This is a genomic window from Zavarzinia compransoris, from assembly GCF_003173055.1.
GTDB lineage: Bacteria > Pseudomonadota > Alphaproteobacteria > Zavarziniales > Zavarziniaceae > Zavarzinia > Zavarzinia compransoris.
Map to the genome: position 1 here is coordinate 145,504 of NZ_QGLF01000002.1, position 24,258 is coordinate 169,761.

Here is a 24,258-nt window from a genome sequence, read left to right on the forward strand (position 1 = left end):
TTCAGCTTCCGAGATAGGCGGCGATGACGGCCGGATCGGCGCTGACCTCGGCCGGTGTGCCGCTGGCGACCGGCCGGCCGGAGTTGACGACATAGAGCTTCCGGCACAGCGACATGACGAAGGGGATGTTGTGCTCGATCAGCAGGACCGACATGCCGCCCTCGGCGAGCGCGGCGAAGATGCGCGCCAATTCCTCCGCCTCGACGTCGTTCATGCCGGCGACCGGCTCGTCCAGCATGAGCAGGGAGGGCGAGGTCGCCATCGCCCGCATCATCTCGACCCGGCGCTGATGGCCGTAGGCCAGCGCGCCCGCCGGCATCCGGGCATATTCGGTCATCTCGAACTGTTCCAGCAGCCTTTCGGCGGCTTCCTGGAAGCGGCGGCGTTCCGCGCGGGCGGAAGGCAGGCCGATCAGATTGGCCATCAGCGAACTGGTCTCGTGGCGGTGGAAGCCGACGATGATGTTGTCGGTCACCGTTTCCTCGCGCAGCAGGCGGATGTTCTGGAACGTGCGGGCGACGCCGGCACGCGCGATGTCGCGGGCGCTCGCCTCGGAGACATCGGTGCCGTTCAGCAGGATCCGCCCGGCCGTCAGCTTCAGCATGCCGGTGACCAGGTTGACGATCGTGGTCTTGCCGGCGCCGTTCGGCCCGATCAGGCCGACGATCTCGCCGGCGCCGACCTCGAGGTCGATCCCCGCGGCGGCATGGACGCCGCCGAAGCTCTTCGAGACCTTCTGGAGCGAAAGCACGGTCATGATTGCGTCTCCCGGGCTTCGGCGGCGGGCGCGGTCTTGGCGGCGGCGGACTTCGCCGCGCGGATCTGGCTGTTGCGGCGGTTGCGCAGCGTATCGACGATGCCGTCGGGCATGTAGATCATGGCGACCACCAGGATGCTGCCGTAGAGGACCAGCTTCTGGTCGGCGACGGGGCGCGCGATCTCGGGCAGGAGGGTCAGCACGGCCGAGCCGACGATGGGCCCGTAGATCGAGATCCGCCCGCCGAGCACGACGAAGGCCAGGGCCGAGACCAACAGCGGAAAGCCGAACTGTTCGGGCATCAGCGCGCGGGTATAGAAGGCGATGAGCCCGCCCGCCGCCCCGGCGAAGATGCCGCTGAGCACGAAGGCCAGCCCGATGTAGAAGGACACCGACATGCCCAGCGCCAGGGCGACGGTCTCGTCCTGGCGGATCGTGTCGAAGGCCCGGCCGACGCTCGACCGGTTCAGGGCGTAGAGGATGTAGAAGGCGCCGGCGGTGACCAGCAGGACGTGCCAGACGTTGACCAGCTTCGGGATGTTGTTGAAGCCGAAGGCGCCCCCGGTGAGCGATTCCGTCAGCAGCAGCACGGCGACCACGATCTGCACGAAGGCAAGGGTGGCGATCGCCTGGAAGACGCCGCGCAGGCGCTGCAGGGGCACGCTGATCAGGAAGGCCAGCACGCCGCCCACCACGATCGCGAACAGGAAGGACAGGGGCGCCGGCCAGCCGAAGGTAACGTTGGTGATCGCGGCGGCATAGGCCCCGAGTCCGGCGAGGCCCGCCGTCGCCTTGGAAAACACGCCGGCCCGCAGCACGACGTACTGGCTGAAGGCCAGCAGGCAGTTGATGGCCATCAGGGTGAGGAGCGGCTCGTAGGCAATGATGAAGTCGTTCATCGGCGCGACACCTTCACGTCGTTCCGCAAGCCGCCGAACAGGCCCGCGGGCCTGACCAGGAGGACCAGGAACAGCATGGAGAAGAGGATGATTTCGGCGGCCTCGACCGAAAGCAGGGCAGTGGCCATCGTCTCGACGATGCCGATGCCGATGCCGGCGACGACCGCCCCGATGATGCTGCCGATGCCGCCCAGCACGACGACCACAAAGGCCTTGAGCAGCCAGGGATCGCCCATGTGGAAGTGGACCGAATTGAAGGCGATGCCGATGATGACCCCGGCGAAGCCCGCCAGGGTCCCCGCGACGAAGGACGCCTTCAGGAAGACCGCGTTGGCATTGACCCCGAGCAGCGATGCCGTCGTCTCGCTGAGGGCGACGGCGCGGACCTGCCGCCCGAAGCTGGTGCGGAAGACGATGTACATCAGGGTCAGCACGACGACGGCGCTGAAGCAGAGGATGGTGATCTGCAGCAGCGAGATCCGAAGCCCGAACAGCCGGTAGATCTCGACCGGGAAGGTGCCGAAGGGATAGCGCAGGACCTGGGTGTCCGACACCTGCTGGGCGATGCTGACCAGGACGAGGTTGGCCCCGACCGTCGTCACGATGGCGGCGAATTCGGACGCCTTCCGCTTGCGGAGCGGCCTGAGGGCCAGGAGGTCGACGACGACGCAGACGATGCCGCCGGCCAGGCCGCCGGCCAGGAAGGCAAGGGGCAGGGGCAGGTCGAGCAGGGTGATGGCATAGAGCCCGGCGAAGGCCCCCCACATGAACAGGGCGCCATAGGCGAGGTTCAGGATCCGCTGCACCCCGAAGATCAGCGTGAAGCCGAAGGCGAACAGCGCATAGACGCTGCCGACGATCAGGCCGTTGAACAATTGTTGAAGCAACATGGTGTTTTCACCTCCCCCTGGGTCTGCCGGCACCGCCGTCGCGTGCATCCGATGCGCGCAGTGGTGGCTTCCGGCCGGCCGTCTCGCTCCCTTGTCTCGTTATTCTTCGTCGTCGCGCCCGCCGGTTATATCCGCGGCGGTACAGGACGGCGGCCGACGGTATCGCCCGCTTGCCGGCATCGTAGCCTGCGTCATATTGTATGACAATACTACATTAAGCCCTTTCTTTTCTTTTCCCCGTTCCGCCCGCCCGGCGCTGTCCGCCGGTATCGGCCGGCCGGGCTGTCTGCCGCGCCATCCATGCGTCCGGCGTCTGCGGACTATACCAAACGATTGTTTGAATGAAAGGCCTATCTGCGCATCGCCCGCGCATGCCGTTTCCGCGCGCCGGACCCTTATAGGCATGTTGACAGACTATAATATTGTCATACAAATTATACCCAAGGCTGCCGGCAAGGCGGCGGTGCGAAGGGCGGAAATGCTTCGAAAGGTCTACTCATGACGCAGGGAACCGGGAATGGCACCTACGAGCGCGGCCTGCGCATCCGGCGGGATGTGCTGGGCGCCGCCCATGTCGATCGCTCCCTCGGCCAGGTCAGCGCCTTCGGGCGGCCGATGCAGGAACTGGTCACCGAATATTGCTGGGGGGCGGTCTGGGGCCGGGAAGGGCTGGACCGGCGGACGCGCAGCCTGCTGAACCTGGCCATGCTGACCGCGCTGAACCGGTCCCATGAACTGGCGGTCCATGTCCGGGGCGCGGTGACCAACGGCTGCACCGAGACCGAGATCCAGGAAACCCTGCTCCAGACCGCGATCTATGCCGGCGTGCCGGCCGCGCTCGAGGCGTTCCGGGTGGCAGAAAAGGTGCTTGCCGACCTGCGCGAGGCGGCGGAGGGCGCGCGATGACGGCCCGGCGCCCGGACATCGGCTTCATCGGGCTTGGCCGCATGGGCGGGCCGATGGCGGCCCTGCTGGCCAGGGCCGGGCACGGCGTGCGCGGGTTCGATATTTCGGCGGCGGCCCGCGACCGGCTGGCGGCGGCGGGGGGGACCCCGGTCGCCTCGCCGGGCGAGGCGGTGGCGCCGATCGTCATCCTGATGCTGCCGGATTCGGCCGCGGTCGATTCGGTCGTCCGGTCCGGGGCGTTCGCGGCGGCGTTGCGGCCGGGCACGCTGATCATCGACATGAGTTCGTCCGAGCCCACCGCGACAAGGGCGCTGGCCGGCGACCTGGCGAAACGGGAAATCCGCCTGGCGGATGCCCCGGTCTCGGGCGGGGTGCGCGGGGCGGAGGCGGGGCGCCTGACGATCATGGTCGGCGCCGGCGCCGACGATTTCCCGGCCGTCGCCGACTGCCTCGCCCCCCTCGGCAAGGTGATCCATGCCGGCGGCGTCGGCGCGGGCCATGCGGTGAAGGCACTGAACAATCTGCTCTCTGCGACGCATCTCCTCGTGACCAGCGAGGCCATGGCGGCCGGCATCCGCTTCGGCCTGTCGCCCGAAGTCATGCTGGCCATCTTCAACGCCTCGAGCGGAAAAAGCGGATCGACGGAAAACAAATGGCCCAATTTCATCCTGACCGAACGCTACGATTCGGGTTTCGCCTTCAATCTGATGGTCAAGGACATGACGATCGCGACCCGCCTTGCGCGCCATCTCGGCACCGGGATGGCACTCGGGGAACGGGCCGTCGGACTCTGGGAAGCGGCGCGCGCCGCGCTGCCGCCCGATGCCGACCATACGGAGATCGCCCGCTGGACTCTGGACGACGGCGACGGGTCGGCATAGCGGAATGCTGCGTCGCAAAATTGTGTGACAGGCAGTCGATCATTCCATATAGTTGCCCTATGACCGATTCCAACTCGCTCGCCAAATCCTGGAACGCCGGCCCTGTCGGGCGGATCGCCGCCCCGCTCCGCGAACAGGTGATCGCGGCGCTGCGGCAGGCGATCGTCGATTTCCAGCTGAAGCCGGGCCAGCGCCTCATCGAGCGCGAGTTGATCGAGCAGCTGGGCGTCTCGCGGACCACGGTGCGCGAGGCGTTGCGGGAATTGACCTCGGAAGGACTGGTGACCGTGGTGCCGCAACGCGGTGCCGTCGTCAGCTCGCCCTCGCTCGACGATGCGGTCGACCTCTACGAGGTCAGGGCTTCCCTTGAATCGTTGATCGTGCGGCATTTCGTGCAGCGCGCCAGCGACCAGGAAGTGGCCCAGCTGAAGGCGACGGTCGACGATCTCGACGCGACGGTGCAGGCATCCGCCGATGTCCGCCGGATCCTGGGGGCGAAGGACCGCTTCTATGCCGTCCTGCTGGAGGGGGCACGCAGCCCGGTCCTGCGCACGCTGCAGGAAAGCATCCAGAACCGCGTCCAGATCCTCCGCTCGTCCTCGCTGTCGAAGTCGGGACGGCCGAAGGCGATGGTGCGCGAGTTGCGGGCGATCGCCAGGGCGATCGCGAAGCGCGACGCCGATCTTGCGGCACAGCTCTGCACCGAGCATGTGCGGACCGCCGCCCGGACGGCGCTTGCCGACCTGACGGCCGCCGGCGCCAGCCGCGACTGATGTAACCTCCGCCGATCTTCGGCGGGCGTCGATCGATCCCCATGGCCGAAGAGGCCGGCACGGCCCCGCCGGGCCGAGGCGGCCGTGCGTTCCGAAACGGATATGCCCCCATGAGCAACGTGACATGAGCAACGAGACAGGCGATCGCCTTGTGCCCCCGGATACGCCGACCGATCTGTTCATCGGCGGGCAATGGCGCCCCGCGGCGGGCGGCCGGCAGATGCCGGTCTTCGACCCGGCGACGGCCCAGCCCTTCGCCACGGTCGCGGACGGCAGCGATGTCGATGCCCTGGCCGCGCTCGACGCCGCCGCCGCCGCCCAGCGCGACTGGGCCCGCCGCGCGCCTCGCCAGCGGGGCGAGATCCTGCGCCGCAGCTTCGAGGCGATGATCGCGCGGCAGGACGACCTGGCCCGCCTGATCACGGCCGAAATGGGCAAGCCGCTGGCCGAATCCCGCGCGGAAGTGCTTTATGCCGCCGAATTCCTGCGCTGGTTCTCCGAGGAGGCGGTGCGGCTTGACGGGCGCTGGTCGGTGGCGCCGGAGGGCGGTTCCCGCCTCGTCACCATGCTGCAGCCGGTCGGGCCCTGTTATCTGATCCTGCCCTGGAACGTGCCGCTGGCGATGGCGACGCGGAAGATCGGCCCCGCGCTTGCCGCCGGCTGCACGGCGGTGGTGAAGCCGGCGGCGCAGACCCCCCTGTCGCTCAACCTGCTGGCGGTGCTGATGACCGCGGCCGGCCTGCCGCCGGGCGTGCTCAACATCGTCGCCACATCCGATCCCGCGCCCGTCACCGATGCCCTGATGGGCGATCCCCGCCTGCGCAAGATGTCCTTCACCGGGTCGACCCCGGTCGGGCGCGAACTGGCGCGGCAGGCGGCCGGCAACCTGCTGCGGTTCTCGATGGAACTGGGCGGGAACGCCCCCTTCATCGTTTTCGAGGATGCGGATATCGGTCAGGCGGCGCGCGAGGCGATGACCGCCAAGCTGCGCAACAACGGCGAGGCCTGCACCGCCGCCAACCGCTTCCTCGTCCACCGCTCGGTTGCCGGCGACTTCGCTGAAGCCCTGCGCACGCGCTTTGCCGATCTGGTGGTCGGGCCGGGGTTGCGGCCGGATGTCACCCTGGGCCCGCTGATCAACCGCCAGGCGGTGGCGCGGATCGATGCCCTGGTGCGCGACGCCGTGGCGGGCGGTGCCTCGCTGCTGTACCGGGGCAAGGTGCCGGACGGCGACGGCCACTATTACCCGCCGACGATCCTTGGCGATGTGCCGCCCGATGCCCGCATCGTGACCGAGGAGATCTTCGGCCCGGTCGCGCCGATCGTCAGCTTCGATACCGAGGACGAGGTCCTGGCGATCGCCAATCGATCGGCGGTCGGCCTTGCCTCCTATGTCTTCACGCGCGACCTGGACCGGGCGCTGCGGGTGAGCGAGGCGCTCGAGGTCGGGATGGTCGGCCTGAACCGGGGCATCCTGTCCAATCCCGCCGCCCCCTTCGGCGGGGTGAAGGCCAGCGGTTACGGGCGGGAAGGCGGCGCCGAGGGGATCGCCGAGTATGTCGAGGTGAAATATCTCGCCCTCTCGGCCTGAACGGCTTTCCGGGCGTTGACGGTTCCATTCCTGTCTGATCATATTGTCATACAAACATACAAGAATCGGGGCGCCGAAGCGGCCGTGACCGCCCGCCGCCCGCAACCAAGAGGACAAGGGAAGTGGCACGTATCTCTTTCATCGGCCTTGGCGCCATGGGCCTGCGCATGGCGACCCGCCTCGCGGAAACCGACGGCATCGAACTGACGGTCTACGACCTCGACCCGGCCCGCATGGCGTCGCTCGAGGGCAAGGCCCGGCTGGCGACCTCGATCGCGGATGCGGCCGCGGGGGCGGAGGGCATCTTCTCGGTCGTGCCGGCGGACCAGCATACGCTGGCGGTGGTCGGCGAACTGGAGAAGGTCATCCAGCCGGGCCAGGCCTTCGTCGATTTCAGCACCATCGGCCCCGCGACGATCGAGGCGGTCGGCCGGCGGCTGGCGGAAAAGGGCGCGCAGACGATCTCGGCCGGCATGACCAAGAGCCTGACCGGCGCCGCCACCGGCACCCTGTCGCTTTTCGTCGGCGGCCCGGACGAGATTCCGGCGGCGCTGAAACCCGCCTTCGACGCGATGGCCAGCGACATCATGATGGTCGGCTCGCTCGGCGCGGCCAAGGCGCTGAAGCTGGTCAACAACATGGTGGTCGCAACGCTCGACGTCGCCATGACCGAGGCGCTGGCGCTCGGCGCGCAGTTCGGCATCCCCTTCGAGCAGGTGACGGGCGCGCTGGCCGCCGGCGGCGGCGACAACTGGCCGCTGCACAATCACATCGTGCCGCATGTCCTGCCCGATGTGTTGGGCCCGGGCTTCTTCGGCACCCGCTTCCTGATGAAGGACCTGAAGCTCTATACCGCCTTCGCCCGGTCGCAGAACCTGCCGGCGTTCTTTGCCGGCGCCGGCCTTGCCGCCTATCGCGGCGCGGCCGCCCACGGCTTCGGCGAGCATTACCACATGATCATCGTCCGCTGGTACGAGCGGGGCGCCCGGGTGGGCGAACGCCCGGCGAGCCCGCTCCCCGACGGGCTTTCGGCGGCCGAGGTGACCGCCCGCCTCGTCGCCGGCGTCGCGGCGATCCAGGCGCTGGTCTCGGCCGAGGCCCTGCGGATCCTGGCGCGCATGGGGCTCGGCCAGAAGGCGGCGGCCTTCTACCTCGACAGCGGCTCGGCCGGAAACGATTCCCTGCGGGCCCTGGTTCGCACCCTCGAGGGCGGCAATGAGGAGGCGGTGACGCCCGCGCGCCTGCTGGCCGATCTCGACCAGGTGGCCGCGCTGGCCGACAAGGCCGATGTGCCCGGCGCCGTCTTCGAGGTGGGCCGGCACCTGGCCGCGTCGCTCATCGATCGCCACGGCGAGGTGACCGACCTCTGGCGGATCGCGGCCGCCTGACCCCGGCGATGACGGAAACCGGACTGGACGGCGATGCCGCGGCCTATCTGGCGGTGTTGCGGCGGCAGGCCCAGCCGCCGCTTCACACCCTGACGCCGGCTCTTGCCCGCCAGCGGCACGAAGCGACGGCGTCGGCGGTGCCGGGCATTCCCCGGCCGGTCGAGCGGGTGGAGGATGCGGTGCTTGCCGGCATCCCGGTCCGCTGGTACCGGCCGGCCGGGGCCCGGGGGCTGGTGGTGTTCATCCACGGCGGCGGCTGGGTGACCGGCACGCTGGACAGCTATGACCGGCTGTGCCGCGACCTTGCGGCGGGGGCCGGCTGTTCGCTGGTCTCCCTCGGTTACGGGCTGGCGCCGGAACTGCGCCTCCCGGCCCAGGTTGATCAGGTCGTGGCCGCCTGCCGCGCCCTGGCCGCGGCGGGCGAGGGGGCGCCGGTGCTGGCCGGCGACAGTGCCGGCGGCTATCTCGCGCTGGCTGCCGCGCTTCGCCTCGGGGGCGGGGGGATGGCCTTTCGCGGCCTTGCCCTGCTCTATCCGGTGGTGGATGCCGCGCTCGATACCCCGTCGGCACAGTCGCGGGCGACCGGCTTTCGCCTGGAGACCGAGACCATGCGCTGGTACTGGCGCCATTTCCTGGGTGATGCGCCGGCCCCGGCCCGCCCCGCGCCCGCCGCCCTGGCCGGCCTGCCGCCCTGCCTCGTCCTGACCGCCGGCTTCGATCCGCTGTGCGATGAGGGGCTGGCCCTGGCCGCCGACCTGAAGGCTGCCGGCGTGCCGGTCGTCGACCGCCACTATCCCGGCCAGATCCACGGCTTCCTGCGTCTTGGCCATGTCATGGCCGCGACGGCCCCCGCCCTGGACGCGGTTTGCGCGTTCCTGGCCCTGCCCGGCGGCTGAAGCGGAACCAAAGCTCCTTCAGGCGAAGTGGAAACCGGTTCGCCGTCCGAACATGCGCTAGGTTCTGTGGACACTAAAGTGCCGAGTTCTCCTTGCGGGCAGAGTCAATCCTCGATGAAGGTCTTCGCGATCTGGTCCTGCAGGGGTTTCACCAGGTAGCCGAGCACGGTTCTCGAGGCTGTCTCGATGAAGATCTCGGCCGGCATCCCGGGTTTCAGCGCGCTTGCGACCGCCGGGGGGAGGGCCGAGCGCTCGATGCCGATCCGGGCGCGGTAGAAGGTTCGGCCGGTTTGGGGGTCGCTGCTGGCGTCGGGGGTGACGGCATCGATGGTGCCTGTGACCTCGGGCGTCGTGCGCTGGTCGAAGGCCGGAAAGCGCACCCGGCCGGCCATGCCGGGCTTGACGCGGTCTATGCCGGTCGGCTCGATTTCGGCCTCGATGATCAGGCGGTCGTGTGCAGGCACGACCAGCATCAGGGTTTCGCCGGGCCCGACGACGCCGCCCGTGGTGTGGACGATCGATTCATGGATCGTGCCCGCCGTCGGTGAGAGAATGTCGATGCGCCGGAGCTGATCCCCGGCGGCGATGCGGCGCTCCGACAGTTCCGCCAGCCGGGTTTCGACCTCGCGCAGTTCCGCCAGCACATCCTTCATCCGCTGGGTATCGACCTGGATGACCTGAAGTTCGAGTTCGGCGATCCGCTGACCGGTCTGGGCGACGGTCGACAGCAATTGGCCGCGCTCGCCGGCGATCCGCGCCTCGTCGCGTTCCAGGGCTTTCAGGCGGGGCAGGGGGACGAGTTCCTTCTGGCGCAATTCGCGGACACCCCGCAATTCTTCCCCGATCAGGCGGAGTTCCCGGTCCTTGGCCTTGATCTGGGCTTGCAGGCCTTCGGTGTTGCGGCTGGCCTGGGCGATCTGCTCGCGCAATTGGGCGATCTCGCCGTCGCGGGCGGCGCGGAGCGCGGCCAGCACCCGGGCCTCCGCCCGCCAGGCATCGAGCGCCGGCCCGGGCTGGTCCGGCTGCCCGGCCGGTTCGGCGAGGCCGTCCCGTTCGGCCATCAGGCGGTGGCGGCGATGGGCGAGGGCGATCACCTGGCTTTCGACGATCCCGAGATTGGCCCGGGCCTGGGTCCCGTCCAGCCGGACCAGAAGCTGCCCGGCGGCCACCCCGTCGCCGTTGCGCGCATGGATTTCGCTGACGACCCCGCCCTCGAGGTGCTGGATGCGCTTCACGTCGGATTCGACCACGATCCGCCCGGGCGCGACGACCGCGCCCGCGACCTCGGCCAAAAGGCTCCAGCCGAGAAACCCGCCGAGCACGAGAACGACAAGGCCGAGCCCGGCCCGGGCATGACGGCGGAGGCTGGCGCCCGCGGTGGCCGTCATGCCAGGCCCCGCATCGGCGCCGGGTTTGCGGGCTTGGCCGGGGTCAGCACGCGCTGGAGCACCTCGTCCCTGGGGCCGAAGGCGCGGACCATGCCGTCCGCCAGCATCAGGGCCTTGTTGGCCTGGGCCAGCGCCGAGGGGCGGTGGGCGACGATCAGGACCACGGCGCCCCCGGCCCTGGCCCGGGCGATGCCCTTGGCCAGGGCGGCCTCGCCCTCGGCGTCGAGATTGGCATTGGGCTCGTCGAGCAGCAGCAGGAAGGGATTGCGGAACAGGGCCCGGGCCAGGGCCACCCGCTGCCGCTGGCCGGCGGAAAGCGCCGCGCCCCCTTCGCCGATGGGCGTGTCGTAGCCCTGGGGCAGGCCGCGGATCAAGTGATCGACACCGGCGGCCCCCGCCGCGTCGAGGATTTCCGCCGTCGTCGCCTCGGGATCGAAGCGGGCGATATTCTCGGCGACGGTGCCGGCGAAGAGATCCACATGCTGCGGCAGGAAGCCGATGAAACGGCCCGCCGCCGGGGGCGACCATTGGCCGAGTTCCGCCCCGTCGAGGCGAATGCTGCCGCGCGCCGCGGGCCAGAGCCCGGCCAGGGCGCGGACCAGGGTCGATTTGCCCGCACCGCTGGGGCCGATGATGCCCAGCGCATCCCCGGCTTCCAATTGAAAGCCGACGTCTTTCAGCACCACCTGGCGCCCGCCGGGGACGGCGACGGTCAGGCCGGCGACCGTAAGCGTACGGGCAGGGGGCGGCAGGTCGACCGCGCTCGATCCCTCGGGAAAGGCGCCGAGCAGGGCTTCGATGCGCTTCCAGCCCTGGCGGGCGGCGATGAAGCCGCGCCAATGGCCGATGGCCAGTTCGACCGGGGCCAGCGCCCGCCCCAGCATGATCGACGAGGCGATGATGACCCCGCCCGTGACCTCGCCCGCGATCACCAGATAGGCGCCGAGGGCCAGCATCAGGGATTGCAGCAGCAGGCGGAAACTCTTCGAGATCGTGCCGAACAGCGAGGCGGTATCGGCCCCGCGCAGGTGGGCGGCGGCGGCCCCCCCGCTGGCCCGGCCCCAGCGTTCCCGCAGGCGCGGCACCATGCCGAGCGCGACCGCCGCCTCGGCATTGAGGACCGCCGCATCGCTCTGCCCCTGCGCCTCGGCGACGAGCTGGGCGGCGAGGCGCTGCGGCTGGCGGCCGAACCCTTCGGTCAGCGCCGTCAGGCCCGACAGCACGAGAATGCCGATGAGGCCGAGCACGCCGAGCCAGGGGTGAAGCACGAACAGCAGCCCGGCATAAAGGGGCAGCCACGGCAGGTCGAACAGCGCGCCCGGGCCGCCGCCGGCCAGGAAGGCGCGGACCTGTTCGAGGTCGCGCAGCGGCCGCGGGCCCCGGCCATGGCCGGGCAGCAGCACGGCCTGGCGCAGGTCGGTCTCGAACAGGCGCGGCCCCAGGCGTTCCACCAGCAGGCCGGCGATCCGGGCAAACATCCGCGTCCGCACCAGATCGATCGCGCCCTGCACGAGATAGAGGAAGACGACGATCGCCACCAGGGCGACCAGGGTCTGCACGCTGTAACTGGCCAGGACACGGTCGTAGACCTGCAGCATGAACAGGGGCCCGGTCAGCATCAGGACGTTGATCGCCCCGCTGAGCAGGGCGACCACGCCGAACCAGGGGCGGCAGGCCCGAAGGGCCGCCGCCGCGGGTTGATCGTTTGACGGGTTCCGCATGTCGGGCGTGGTCAGAGGATGCGGAAATCGTCACCGTGCCAGGACAGGAACTTGTTCTTCAGCACGGATGTCCGTCCCCAGCCGAACAGGCCGGGAAGATCGTCGGTGACGACGTCGGCGACGCTGGACAGCAGGCCGCCCACCGCACCGCCGAGGGTCGGCAGCAGGCCGCCGAGATTGCCCGACAGGATAGGGGCGACACCGTCGACGATGATATCGCTGACGATCGGCAGGATATCGTCGACGAGGAGGCTCGTCGTCACCGAGACCGCCCCCCCGACGACATCCGAGAGGACCGGCGCCGCGAATTCGAACAGATCGTCCGCCGCCGCCTGCGGCCCTTCGGCCCCCATGGTCAGGGCCGGCACGATGTCGTCCGCGACGAGATCGCCGATCACCGGCAGGACGTCGCCGACGAAATCCGCCGTCGCCGGCAGCAGATCGCCGAGAACCGTGCCGACGGCCGGCACCACCGCCTCGCCCACCCCGGCGACCACGTGCCCCAGGTTGCCCAGCAGCCCGGTGAGCGTTCCGCTCAGCCAGGCGCCGGGGTCGACCGCCGCCGCGCCGGTCAGCAGGGGGGCGACCGTATCGGTCAGCACGTCCTGGACCAGGGGAACGACGTCGTCGACCACCACCGCCGTCACCGGGCCGACCAGCGTATCGACGGCGCCGGTGAGCGCGGGTACCGCGAACTCGAAAGTATCGCCCAGCAAGGTTTCGAGCGTGTCGAAATCCCCCGCCAGGGCCGGGATCAGGCCCTCGACGATCAGCTTCTGGCTGATCGCCGGCACGGCGTCGGTCAGCAGGAAATCGCTCAGCACCGGCAGGAGGATGCCGACCGCTTCGCCGAGCGCGGGCAGGACGATCGCCGCCGTGCCCTCGACGACGAGGCCGAGGTCATGCAGCACGGCGACGAGGCCGGGCCCCAGGGCTGCGAAATCGCCGGTGAAGAGCGGCACCACCCCATCCTCGAACACGGTGGTCAGGAAGGGGCCGAGATCGTCGGTGAGGAACTGGAGCACCGCGGGCAGCAGGATTCCCACCGCCTCGACCGAGGCGGGGGTGACGGTTTCCGGTGCGGTGGCGAGGCCCTCGACGAGATTGGCGACGATCAGGGTGACGGCGACGCGAGCATCGATCCGGCCCCGGTCCAGCCAGACGTCGATCGCCGTCGGGCGCAGGCTAGTGCCGTCGTCGAAGACGATCGCCTCGACGCCGCCATAGCCGCCGGAGAGGAAGCCGTCCTTCAGGGTGACGGTGCCGCCGTCGCCGGCCCCGGCGGTGCTTTCCGCCACGATGACGATGATGTCGTTGCCATCGGCCGAGAGGGTGACGGCGGCGGGATCGATGCCGCGCAGGTGCAACCTGTCCGCCTTGCCGCCGTCGATCCCCTCGACGATCGTGTCGTTGCCGTTGTGCCGGGCGTAGAGGTAAGTGTCGTCGCCGGTGCCGCCGGCCAGCGTATCGTCGCCGGCCCGCCCGTCGATCAGGTCGCCGACGGCGCTGCCCTCGACGCTGTCGTTCCCGAGCGTGCCCAGGTGGGTGACAATGGTGCCGTCGCTCGGCTCGGCCCGGGCCAGTAGGTCGGCCTTGGTCCAGATGGCGCCATTGCCGAACACGACGCGCTCGATCCCGCCGTGCTCCGCGAACTGGTCCGTCAGGTCGATGCGGCCGTCGGCACCGCCGTTGACGAGCAGGATCAATTTGTCGGCATGCTGGATCACCCGCACTTCGGCCGCGGCAATGTCGCCGAGGACCAGGGTGTCGTGATCGCTGGCGGCGCCCTTGTCGGCGATGCGGTCGTTGCCGTCGCCGCGCGTGAAGAAATAGGTGTCGTTGCCGACGCCGCCGGACAAGACGTCGTCGCCCGCGCGCCCCATCAGGAAATCGCCGCCTGCCGTACCGGAGAGGGGTTCATTCGCCGCCGTCCCGACGAACACGCGGTTGTAGATCGCCTGTTCAAGGGTGAAGGGGAGGTTCTGGGCGGCGAAGGTGGCCTGGAAATCGTTCCAGACATTTCCATTGGGCAGGCCGAGACCTTTGGTCAACTCTTCCAGCAGGGTACGGGCAGAACCCCATTGGCCCCAATAGTCGGCCGCAGCATCAAGATCGGCGGGCGCATCATTGGCGAGGAGGGCCGGCAGGTTGGCGAAGCCCGACGGGAGAATAAAGGTATCGGCGGCGAAATCGTGACCGATTTCACTGAAGACCTGATGCATGGAGCCGAAAATCATCAGCCGCGTGCCGACCGCTGTTGCCAGCGTATCGAAAGCACCCTCAAGCAGATTGCCCTGGTGCCAGAAAAGGGGATCGTCGCTGCCCCTGAAGTTGTAGCTCTGCCCAACGAATTTCTCGAGAACGGCCAGTTTTCGAGCGTCGACATAGGGGCCTCGGCTGCCGGCGGCGATAGTCTCGACTCCCGCCCAGCGATAGAGGATGGGCAGGACCGCCGCTGTCAGCGCAGCTTTGTCTGCAACCGTCTGGGCATCAAGGTCCTGAACCAGCGATTTCAAGACGGGGTCCAGGCTCATGGCGATCCACAAGTCCGGCACGGTGCCGTAGCCGCGAAGGTTGGGCAATGCCACGACATCGGGGTCATATTCGATATCGCCTTCATAGCGGGAAAGGGCGGTGTCATTGGCGAAATAGGCCTCGGCAACTTCGCCGGTGCTGCCATTGGCTCGCTGATAGCTGCCCAAAGCCCCGATCATATTGCCGTTGACCATATGCTCGATCGGGGTAGCGGCCAGATTGATCGCCGTGATGCCGTGCTGCGCCAGAGTCTTCAGTTCGCCGGCATCGGTCTGACCGTCGCCATCGGCATCGACCCAGAGCTTCAGGCTGGCGAATTCCGGGTCCAAGGCATTGATGACCCCGTCACCGTTGGAGTCGAGTGTCGACAGGGCGGCAAAGCCGCCGATCTCGGCATTGCCGAACAGTTCGCTGATGCCGTTGACGATGCCGTCGCCATTGCGGTCGACCACCAGGAAGCCGTCGTCGGGGCCAACCCAACCGGTATGCACGGCGAACCCCGTCCCATGAAGATCGAATAGGGCATTGGAGGTTGCAAGAGGGGTCAGATTGACCCCGTTTCCGCCCAGATCCAGGATGATCGGATCGATGATGCTTTGCGCGAAATGAGCCAAGATCGAACTCATCGCGGCGGCAAGGCCGAGCGGGGTCGCAGCCGTGCCAAGCAGGAAGGAGTTGATGAAATTGGCGACCGCCGGGGAAATTTCCTGCAGTTGCTGCATGATATCGTCGGGCAGCATGGACAATGCTTCGGCCGGATCGTTCCACAGGTCTTCAGCGAATGAAACGAAACCGTCGAGAATGTCTTCCGCGTATTCGCTGCCCAGATAGGAAGCGCCGACACTGAGGACTAAAACCACGCCACCGGCAACCCACCCCACAGGGCCGGTCAGAACCAATCCTCCAACGACCGCCGCCGCGATACGGGTGACAAGGATCCCCCCCAAAGCACCGCCCGCTTCGCTGGCCAAAAACTCTTTCAGGATGTCAAAGGCCCCTTGAACGTCGCCGCGCTCCACAGCGGCCATTGCGTCCTTCGCCGCGATGGCAGTTCCAAGCAGTGTCCCGAGAACGCCGAAACGATGGAGGTATTTTGCGCCCGCTGCCAGATCTTCAGGTGAAGGATGGTTCTTTAAGAAATTTATGCGTCCCGCTTCGCTTCCGATCGTGTCGCCGGCATTCAAATGCCCAAGGCCGGAACTTTCGAGACCTTTGCCGATACCGATGGTCCTTGATACCGTCCCATTGGGACTCGTGTATTCGTAAACTGGAGAATTGTGCCAGATATCGGCTGATTTGGCATTTACCGCATGGGCAAGATTTTCACGCGCCTGGGTAGGTGAAAGACCATCGGCGATATCGTTGTTATAAGCTGTCCTCAGGATATCAATATCGATCCCATTTATTTTTGTAATATTCGGATTTGCCATGGCTGTTGGCAATTCCGTAAGGACAAAGGCTCTTTCGAACGACGCATTTGGAGTTACAGTTATGATTTCACCAGAGTGGCTTGCAATGAATCTCTCGGAGGCTTGATCCCAAACCCCTCTATCCCCTTGCGCTGATGTCCCGTACAGAAATGAATTCTTTAACTTAACTTGATCGGGATTCGAATTCGGAAACCTTGGGTCTGAGTTTGGGAAAACTTCATTTAAGGCCCCATTATAAGCGTCTAATTTTGCCAATTTTGCAAAATGGGTGTTGTCAATAGTAGATATTTTGTCCGGATTTTCTTTCCATATTCTTTCTGATATTTCCGACGAGTCAATATTTTCGGAAATCTGACCGCTATAAACAACTGCAATATTTTTAATCTTCCCATCGAGCTGATCAACCGATGTCCTGGAGAGAACATCGCGTATTTGCTCGGCTGTTATTGTCTCGTTCCTCTCGTGAGCAAGGGTCATCAGTAACTCAAGTTCTTTTCCTGCTTGTTCCGCTGTAAGGGTCATAATTTTTTCCCCTCGAAAATTCGGCTATTAATAATTTTTTCGATCTCCTCTTGAGAAAGGGGAATATTTGGAATTAAGCCTGTAGTATCAATATTTTGATAAACAAAAATGGCAATCCCTTCCTTGCGGCACTCTGGTCCATTTCCCATTGTCCCATATTCTATAAATGCAAGCATTGCCAACAAAGTCATGAGAATTTTTTCCTCATGATTTAATGTAACTGCTGGCGGATATATTGATGGGTAACCGCCAAGATCGCGGAATTGGCGCTCAATAAAGATAGGGTCGGTCAGGCCAAAAATTCCCCATAGATGACTTTTCCAATTCCCATTAATAAGATTTTGTCCGACATCAAAATATAAAGATTTTCCCTGATGGTAGAAACAAAAAACTTGCGATGAATAATATGTTTCTCTATTTTCATTTTTGAATAAGTAAGAGAGATGCGAATTTTTTGATTTGTCAACAACCCATTTACTGCCAATGCCGGACCACTTCCTTCCATTCGGGGTGTCGATAATTGGTGCATTCTCAACTTTGTATAACATGAAAGCTCTCCTATGAGAAATTTCGTTCTTTAAAATCCGAAGATGGCCTCTCCAGACTTCACCCGTGTGCGCTTCGGTGAACTCGTCTACGCATTACATCTTTCCTAAGGCGAGTGGACAAAAATGATGCGCCTTAGTGTTTGATTTTCCGACCGAAGGGCGACTACGGGTGTTGACCCTAGAAAGCAATGGGGATTCACTGTTTTTCGAAGTTGGTGCCCAATATCTTTCAAGTAGATTTCGAGGATCGTTTCGATTTCCTCGACGGAAAGAGGTGTGCTTGGAATCCGCCCGGTCTTGTCTATGTTTTGTTTGACATAAACAGTGGCGCCACGCTCCCGATCCTTTGGCGAATTTGCAATTTCGCCGTAATCGATAAACGCTCGCATTGCCAATAGAAGCAGAAGTGTTTTCTCGTGATCGACTAAGGGGCTTGGGGCGGGATAAAAAGCAGGATAGCCGCCGATACGCATAAATTCTTTATCAAGGAATTCAATTGATGTTGATCCGAATATATTAAATAATCTCTTCCTCCAATTTCCATCAATAAATGAAGTTCTTGCGTTTAAGTAAATAGATCTGTTCTCCTTCACAAAGCAGAAAACGTCATGGTAAATTCCTTTTTCCCTGTCTTCGTCTTTAAATAAGTATGAGAGGTGGGATTTATTTATTTGATCATTAACATACTTACGGCCAGATCCTTGCCATTTGCGGCCATTGGGCATGTCGAACTCAGGTGAATCTTCAACTGTGTATGGCATGGGATCCTCTAAGCGAAATTAATCACGATTCGACCCAGGCGCATCTGGCGCCATTGGCCATCCAGGAAGGGGCGCAGCTTGGGATCTATTTCTATTTTTCCCAACAACTTTAGGGAATTTCCTTCCGAATCCAACGCATCAATTCCCCATTTTGGGCGAATGTGTGCGATGCTCCATGAATTTCAACCCATTCGGGAGTGATTGGAAGATGTGTGGTGCGGAGGTGTTATGTGTGGTTGTTGTTATAATTTACTAATTTTATATGTATTATTCGGCACTCCGATTATTTTGCTTTCAGAAACCAGCCTTCGGCTTGGGTCCGCGTTCGGCGGGCTGGAGCATGTGGCCTGTTTGCCGCTCCAGGTCTTCGATGAAGGTCCCGGCGCCAATAGGGAGGGCGGCCTCGCTCAACGCGATTCATCATCCCTCACAACGCGTTTCGGTGCCCAGATCTCCCGATCATTGTGCCATGGCCGCGCTTCGCTATGCCGCCTTCACCCCTGTCCGGGCCCGCGCCGCCGACAGAGCGACGGATCGGCCCGCTCGGTTCGGCACCGGGCGATACGATCGCCCAAAGCCGAAAACGGTCCCCTGGAAATCAATCAAGGGGCGTCGATGTCTTGGCGGCGTTTGAGAATTGTTTCGATGTCCTCGACGGAAAGGGGCGTGTTTGGAATCCATCCGGTCTTGTCGATGTTCTGTCTGACGAAGACGGTGGCGCCGTGCTCCCGGTCCTTTGGCGAATTGCCAATTTGGCCGAAGTCGATAAACGCTCGCATCGCCATTAAGAGCAGCAGCGCTTTCTCGTTATCGTCCAAAGGGCCCGGCTCAGGATAAAATGAGGGATAACCGCCCATGCGCCTGAATTCTGTTCGAAGAGATTCGCTTGTGGTGATTCCAAATATATTGAATAATTTTCTTTTCCAATCTCCATCAATGAAGGATGTATTTACGTTAAGGAATATGGATTTTTTCTCTTTAACAAAGCAAAAAATTTGATGAGAGGTCCCTTTGTCTCTATTTATTTCCCTGAATAAATATGAGAGATAAGAATTATCGTTTCTGTCAAAAACGAATTTATCTGAGGGGTTTCGCCATTTTTGGCCGTTAATCAGATAAATTTCCGGTGAATCCTCGACTGTGTAGGGCATGGGATCCTCCAGGCAAACTCGATCATGACACGTGCTAGGCGTGCTTGCCGCTATTGATCATCCGGGAAAGCGTGTGGCTGGGGATCTGTTTTTTCATGCGATCTCGACAACTGCAGGAAATTTCACGCCCAATCCAACGTTTCGATGCCCTATTTGGGCTACCCATTCATGCCCGAATTTCAAGTCATTCGGGCGTGATTGGAAGGGATACGGTGCAGGTGCGGTAGAGGGGGGCGTCGCATGGCGTTGCATCGGGGCTGCCTTGCCCCTTCCCCCAGGCGGCCCCGGCCGGAAGCCGGGACCGCAGGGGGCTCAGGCCCGGCGGCTTATTGCCAGCCGGCGCGGTCCAGCAGCTTCACCGCGGCGGCATTGTTTTCGCCGAGCTTGGCGATCGGCAGGCCGTCGCGCTTGAAGGGGCCGAACTGCTGGACGACGGAGGCGGGCGCCACGCCGTCGAGGATCGGGAACTCGTTGTTGGCTTCGGCGAAAATCGCCTGGGCCTCAGGGCTTGCCAGATAGTCCAGGAACTTGATCGCCGCGTCCTTGTGCGGGGCATGGGCCAGGACCCCGGCGCCCGAGACATTGGTGTGGGTGCCGAAGCCGTCCTGGTCGGGGAAGAAGAGCGCGACCTTCTCGACGATCGCCTTGTCTTCCGGCTTGTCGGACGCGGCAAGGCGGGCGAAGTAATAGTGGTTCACGATGGCGACATCCGCCGCGCCGGCGGCGACGGCCTTGATCTGGTCGGTGTCGCCCCCCTGCGGCGGGCGGGCGAAATTGGCGACGATGCCCTTGGCCCAGGCCTCGGTCTTGTCCTCGCCCCAATGGGCGATCAGGCCGGCGGTCATCGACTGGACGTATTCGTTGCCGGACGAGCGCGAAACGATGCGGCCCTTCCACGCCGGGCCGGTCAGGGCCTCGTAGGTCGACAGGTCGCCCGGCTTCACCCGTTCCTTGCTGTAGACGAGCACGCGGGCGCGGGTCGCGAACGCATACCAAAGTCCCGAAGGTTCATGGAACTGCGCCGGGATCGCCGCCTTCAGGCGGTCCGAAGTCACCGGCTGGAACAGGCCCGCGTCCTGGGCGCGCCACAGATTGGCGGCATCGGTGGTGATGAAGATGTCGGCCGGGCTGTTGGCGCCTTCGTTCCGGATCCGCTCCACAAGTTCGGGCGCCTTGCCCTGGAGCAGCTTCACCTCGATGCCGGTCTGTTCCTTGAACTTGCCGAACAGGATCTCGTCGGACGGGTAATGGCGCGAGGAATAGATGTTCAGTTCCTCGGCCAGGGCCGGCGCGGCCACGAGGCCCATACTCATCACGAGGCCCATACTCATCACGAGATTGGCAATAAATCGGCGCATGGTTCTGTCCTTCCTTCCACAGGCTTCAATCGAATGGTTTGGGGGCATCGGATGGCGAAGTGCCGGGCGCGGCGCGGCTGTCCGCCGGCGCGACGAAAAGCTCGAGCCGGGTGCCGATCAGGCGATAGCCGCCGCGGGCCGCGATACGTTCCAGCAGGGCATGGATCTGGTCGTCCTCGAACTCGATGATCCGGCCGTTCTCGACATCGATCATGTGATGATGGGGCGGCTTCCGCGCGACTTCGTAGCGGGCGCGCTTGTCGCCGAAATCGCGCCGGACCAGGATGCCCTCTTCCTCGAAGAGGGCGAGCGTGCGGTAGACCGTGGCGATGCCGATCCGAGAATCGACCGCGATGGCGCGGGCATAGACCTCGTCCGCGCAGGGGTGGTCGTCCATCTCCTCGAGCAGGCGTATCAGGATCCGCCGCTTCTTGCCGAGATGCAGGCCCCGTTCGGCGCATAGGGTCTCGATGGGGCTGAGAGTCTTCGAGACGGCCGCGGCACGCCTCCCGATCCTGACACGCATTCTCCGCCTCCGCGCCTCGGACGACACCACCAGCCCTCCCCTTAGGCAGACGTTTCGGCGTGGTGAAAACAGTAAGCCCGTCGCCGTCTTTTCCGGCCCGGCCCGAAAAAAGACGCGACTGTTTCAAAACCTTTACTGAGAACGCCCCCCTCGCTCGTCTTCCCTGTGTACTCGCGAATGCGAGTCAGTTGCACGTATTGGGGCAGGCACAGACAAGGATGAGGGCTATGGGGAAAGCAGTTTTCGGGCGGTCGAAGGGTCACGGGGGCCGCGCCGGCCGGCGGTTGGCGCCGACGGCGATGGCGACCGCCCTGGCGGCCGGCGTTCTGGCCGCCGGTACTTTGGGCGGCGGGCCCGCGTTTTCGCAGCAAGGCCCGGCCACGGCCGAGCGCCGGATCGCGTTCGACATTCCGGCACAGGATCTGGCCGCCGCGCTGCGGGCCTATGCGGGCAAGGCGGGCATCCAGGTCGTCTATGATCCGTCGCGCCTCGCAGGCGCCGGCAGCGGCGGCGTGCAAGGCACGTTCACGGCCCGGGACGCCCTGGCGCGCCTTCTCGCCGGCACGGGCGTCAGCTTCCGCTTCACCGGGCCGGCCACCGCCGTCATCGAGGGCGGCGGGCCGGCCGCCGCAGCGCCGGCCGGCAGCGAACTGCTGCCGGTGGTGACGGTCGAAGGCGCGGGCCGCCCCGTCGACGGTTACATCGCCAGCCGGACCACCACCGCGACGCGGACCGACACGCCGCTGATCGACGTGCCGCAGAGCGTTACCGTGGTCTCGCAGGAACTGATCCGCGACCAGGCGATGCAGAGCATGGAAGACGCGGTCCGCTACATCCCCGGGGTCGGCATGGCCCAGGGCGAGGGCAACCGCGACACCCCGATCCTGCGCGGCAATGCCTCCACCGCCGATTTCTTCGTCGACGGCATCCGCGACGACGTGCAGTATTTCCGCGACTTCTACAATATCGATCGCCTGGAAGCCCTGAAAGGCCCGAACGCGATGATTTTCGGCCGCGGCGGCGGCGGCGGCGTGCTGAACCGCGTCACCCGGCAGGCCGACTGGACGCGCACCCGCGAAGTGACGGTGCAGGCCGGCTCATTCGAGAATATGCGCACCACCTTCGATATCGGCGACGTCATCAACGACGACGTCGCCTTCCGCGTGACCGCGATGTACGAGAACACGGAAGGGTATCGCGACTTCTACGAACAGGAGCGTTACGCCGTCAATCCGACCGTCGCCCTGCGCCCGACGGACGGCCTGACCATCACCCTCGGCTACGAGCATTTCCGCGACGAGCGGACCGCCGACCGCGGCATCACATCCTTCCGCGGCCGCCCGGTCGATACCGACCCTTCCACCTTCTTCGGCAATCCCGATCTCAGCCCGACCTGGGCCGAGGTCAATGCCTTCAACGCCCTGATCGACTATGACTTCGGCGGCGGCGTAACCCTGCGCAACCGCACCCGCTATGCCGTCTACGACAAATTCTATCAGAATGTGTTCGCGGGGGCGCCCAATGCGGCGGGCACCACGGTCGGCATCTCGGCCTACAACAACATGTCCACCCGCGAGAACCTGTTCAACCAGACCGACCTGAACTTCAAGTTCGAGACGGGCAGCATCAGCCACGACTTCCTCGTCGGCGGCGAGCTTGGCCGCCAGGAGACGACCAACTTCCGCGAGACCGGCTTCTTCCCCGGCGGCGGCACGACCTTGACCGTCCCGCTGTCGAACCCGACCACCTTCGTGCCGATCCGCTTCGCCCAGAATGCGAGCGATGTCGACAACCGCAGTGTCGCCAATGTCGCCGCCCTCTATGTGCAGGACCAGATCGGCCTCACTTCGCAGGTCCAGCTCGTGCTCGGCCTGCGCTACGACCGCTTCGAGGCCGATGTCCACAACAACCGGAACGGCGCCGATTTTTCCGGTGCCGACGACCTGCTGTCGCCCCGCGCCGGCCTGGTCTACAAGCCGGTCGAGGATCTGTCGCTCTATGCCAGCTACAGCGTCTCCTACCTCCCGCGGGCGGGGGAACAGCTGGCCTCCCTCAATGCCAGCAATTCGGCCCTCGATCCGGAGGAATACAAGAACTATGAGGTCGGCGCGAAATGGGACGTCAATCCCAACCTTTCGCTGACCGCCGCGATCTACCAGCTCGACCGCACCAATGTCGCGATCACCGATCCGGCCGATCCGACGAAGCTGATCCTGGTCGACGGCCAGCGGACCAAGGGCTTCGAGCTGGGCGTCAGCGGTTACGTCCTGCCCGACTGGAGCATCATGGGCGGTTACGCCTATCAGGACGGCGAGCTGACCTCGAACCAGAGCGCCAGCGCCCGCGATGGCGCCGTCCTCGGCCAGCTGCCCAAGCACAGCATATCGTTGTGGAATAAATACGACATCACGCCCGAATGGGGCGTCGGCCTCGGGGTGATCCACCGCAGCAGCATGTTCACGAGCACCAGCAACACGGTGGAACTGCCGGGCTATACCCGTGTCGATGCCGCGCTCTACTGGACGCTGAACGAGAACCTGCGGGCGCAGTTGAATGTCGAGAATGTGTTCGATACGGAATATTACGCGAACGCCCACAGCGACACCAACATCATGCCCGGCTCTCCCCGCTCCGCGCTGGTCGGCCTGACTGCGAGATTCTAACCGCGAAGTTCTGAGCATGCACGACCGGGGACCGCGCCAAACGGGCGCGGTCCCCATTCGCCCTGCGGCGAGACGCCCGGCGGGTGACACGAAAAGCGAAATTGCGAGTTAATATCAGCATTGATATGGTGCCCCCCTATCCTTCGGGTCTAAGGGGCGGCGCGGAAAGGTGACCGGCAAGAACATCGGAATGCTCTTCCTCGCCCATGGCCGGGAACTGCAGCGCTACCTGTCGCGGTGGCTGCGGGATGCGGACACGGCCGCGGACCTGACCCAGGAAACATTCCTGCGCTTCGTCGAGACCGGCCCCGCCGCCGTCCTGCAGGACCGTTCCTACCTGTTCCAGACGGCGCGGAACCTGGCGATCGACCATCAGCGGCAGGCGGATCGCCGGCGCACCGACCTGACCGATCCGGATGTCATCGGCACCCTGGCCGCCGACCAGCCCAGCCCCGAGGCGGTGGTGGCCGCGCGCCGGGAACTGCAAAGGCTGGACGCGCTGCTGGACGGCCTGCCGCGGCGGACCCGGGAGATTTTCCTCCTGAACAAGGTGGAGGGCTTGAGCTACACGGAAGTGGCGTCGGCGCTCGGCATTTCGGAAAGTTCGGTGCAGAAGCATCTGGCCAAGGCGCTGCAACGGATCATGCCCCAGTTCCCGCGGCCATGACGCGGCG

The 24,258-nt window shown here is 64.8% G+C and carries 19 protein-coding genes; 8 read left to right on the plus strand and 11 right to left on the minus strand.

The window, feature by feature from the left end:
* Position 1: 1 nt before the first annotated feature.
* Genes DKG75_RS06515 through DKG75_RS06525 form a run of 3 tightly spaced genes read right to left on the minus strand, consistent with a single transcriptional unit; the run spans position 2 to position 2,546 of the window.
* Entirely contained in the window at positions 2-757 is a 756-nt protein-coding gene (locus DKG75_RS06515; RefSeq protein ID WP_109920294.1) for an ABC transporter ATP-binding protein, read from the minus strand.
* Entirely contained in the window at positions 754-1,656 is a 903-nt protein-coding gene (locus DKG75_RS06520) for a branched-chain amino acid ABC transporter permease (RefSeq protein WP_109920295.1), read from the minus strand. The genes DKG75_RS06515 and DKG75_RS06520 overlap by 4 nt, the downstream gene beginning before the upstream one ends.
* Positions 1,653-2,546 (minus strand): branched-chain amino acid ABC transporter permease, encoded by an 894-nt coding sequence (locus DKG75_RS06525; protein WP_109920296.1) that lies wholly within the window; start codon positions 2,544-2,546, stop codon positions 1,653-1,655. Before DKG75_RS06525 ends, DKG75_RS06520 begins: the two co-directional genes overlap by 4 nt.
* Before the next feature lie 498 nt (positions 2,547-3,044).
* On the opposite strand from DKG75_RS06525, the gene pcaC reads away from it, so the two are divergent.
* The 6 genes from pcaC (at position 3,045) to DKG75_RS06555 (ending at position 8,981) form a co-directional block, all read left to right on the plus strand.
* On the plus strand, positions 3,045-3,452 hold the full coding sequence (gene pcaC / locus DKG75_RS06530; RefSeq protein WP_109920297.1) for a 4-carboxymuconolactone decarboxylase: 408 nt from the start codon (positions 3,045-3,047) through the stop codon (positions 3,450-3,452).
* Positions 3,449-4,333 carry an NAD(P)-dependent oxidoreductase gene (locus tag DKG75_RS06535; protein WP_109920298.1) on the plus strand — a complete coding sequence of 295 codons (885 nt, stop codon included), beginning with the start codon at positions 3,449-3,451 and terminating at the stop codon, positions 4,331-4,333. The genes pcaC and DKG75_RS06535 overlap by 4 nt, the downstream gene beginning before the upstream one ends.
* 59 nt (positions 4,334-4,392) lie before the next feature.
* Positions 4,393-5,106, plus strand: a complete 714-nt coding sequence (locus DKG75_RS06540; RefSeq protein WP_109920299.1) for a GntR family transcriptional regulator — start codon at positions 4,393-4,395, stop codon at positions 5,104-5,106.
* Between the two features lie 124 nt (positions 5,107-5,230).
* Positions 5,231-6,697, plus strand: a complete 1,467-nt coding sequence (locus tag DKG75_RS06545) for an NAD-dependent succinate-semialdehyde dehydrogenase (RefSeq protein WP_109920300.1) — start codon at positions 5,231-5,233, stop codon at positions 6,695-6,697.
* A 122-nt stretch (positions 6,698-6,819) separates the two neighbouring features.
* On the plus strand, positions 6,820-8,085 hold the full coding sequence (locus DKG75_RS06550) for an NAD(P)-dependent oxidoreductase (RefSeq protein ID WP_133636937.1): 1,266 nt from the start codon (positions 6,820-6,822) through the stop codon (positions 8,083-8,085).
* An 8-nt stretch (positions 8,086-8,093) separates the two neighbouring features.
* The gene (locus DKG75_RS06555; RefSeq protein ID WP_109920302.1) at positions 8,094-8,981 is read left to right on the plus strand and encodes an alpha/beta hydrolase fold domain-containing protein; all 888 of its coding nucleotides are present in this window, start codon (positions 8,094-8,096) and stop codon (positions 8,979-8,981) included.
* A gap of 104 nt (positions 8,982-9,085) precedes the next feature.
* Here the strand turns inward: DKG75_RS06555 and DKG75_RS06560 are convergent, their stop codons facing one another.
* The 8 genes from DKG75_RS06560 to DKG75_RS06585 all read right to left on the minus strand — a co-directional run bounded on the left by DKG75_RS06560 (position 9,086) and on the right by DKG75_RS06585 (position 20,921).
* Positions 9,086-10,369, minus strand: a complete 1,284-nt coding sequence (locus tag DKG75_RS06560) for an HlyD family type I secretion periplasmic adaptor subunit (RefSeq protein ID WP_109920303.1) — start codon at positions 10,367-10,369, stop codon at positions 9,086-9,088.
* Positions 10,366-12,090 (minus strand): type I secretion system permease/ATPase, encoded by a 1,725-nt coding sequence (locus DKG75_RS06565; RefSeq protein ID WP_109920304.1) that lies wholly within the window; start codon positions 12,088-12,090, stop codon positions 10,366-10,368. The genes DKG75_RS06560 and DKG75_RS06565 overlap by 4 nt, the downstream gene beginning before the upstream one ends.
* An 11-nt stretch (positions 12,091-12,101) precedes the next feature.
* Positions 12,102-16,577 (minus strand): calcium-binding protein, encoded by a 4,476-nt coding sequence (locus tag DKG75_RS06570; protein WP_109920305.1) that lies wholly within the window; start codon positions 16,575-16,577, stop codon positions 12,102-12,104.
* Positions 16,574-17,125 (minus strand): hypothetical protein, encoded by a 552-nt coding sequence (locus tag DKG75_RS22675; RefSeq protein ID WP_133636935.1) that lies wholly within the window; start codon positions 17,123-17,125, stop codon positions 16,574-16,576. The genes DKG75_RS06570 and DKG75_RS22675 overlap by 4 nt, the downstream gene beginning before the upstream one ends.
* 104 nt (positions 17,126-17,229) lie before the next feature.
* Complete coding sequence (locus tag DKG75_RS22680) at positions 17,230-17,886, minus strand: hypothetical protein (RefSeq protein ID WP_133636933.1); 657 nt, start codon at positions 17,884-17,886, stop codon at positions 17,230-17,232.
* Positions 17,887-18,488: 602 nt separating this feature from the next.
* The gene (locus DKG75_RS22685) at positions 18,489-19,037 is read right to left on the minus strand and encodes a hypothetical protein (protein WP_133636931.1); all 549 of its coding nucleotides are present in this window, start codon (positions 19,035-19,037) and stop codon (positions 18,489-18,491) included.
* A 326-nt stretch (positions 19,038-19,363) separates the two neighbouring features.
* On the minus strand, positions 19,364-20,350 hold the full coding sequence (locus tag DKG75_RS06580; RefSeq protein WP_243746528.1) for a Fe(3+) ABC transporter substrate-binding protein: 987 nt from the start codon (positions 20,348-20,350) through the stop codon (positions 19,364-19,366).
* 70 nt (positions 20,351-20,420) lie between these two features.
* Positions 20,421-20,921 (minus strand): Fur family transcriptional regulator, encoded by a 501-nt coding sequence (locus tag DKG75_RS06585; RefSeq protein ID WP_109920308.1) that lies wholly within the window; start codon positions 20,919-20,921, stop codon positions 20,421-20,423.
* Positions 20,922-21,220: 299 nt separating this feature from the next.
* Between DKG75_RS06585 and DKG75_RS06590 the strand changes: the two genes are divergently transcribed.
* The gene (locus DKG75_RS06590; protein WP_109920309.1) at positions 21,221-23,584 is read left to right on the plus strand and encodes a TonB-dependent siderophore receptor; all 2,364 of its coding nucleotides are present in this window, start codon (positions 21,221-21,223) and stop codon (positions 23,582-23,584) included.
* Between the two features lie 169 nt (positions 23,585-23,753).
* Positions 23,754-24,251, plus strand: coding sequence for an RNA polymerase sigma factor (locus tag DKG75_RS06595; RefSeq protein WP_208112057.1), 498 nt, complete (start codon positions 23,754-23,756; stop codon positions 24,249-24,251).
* Positions 24,252-24,258: the final 7 nt, after the last annotated feature.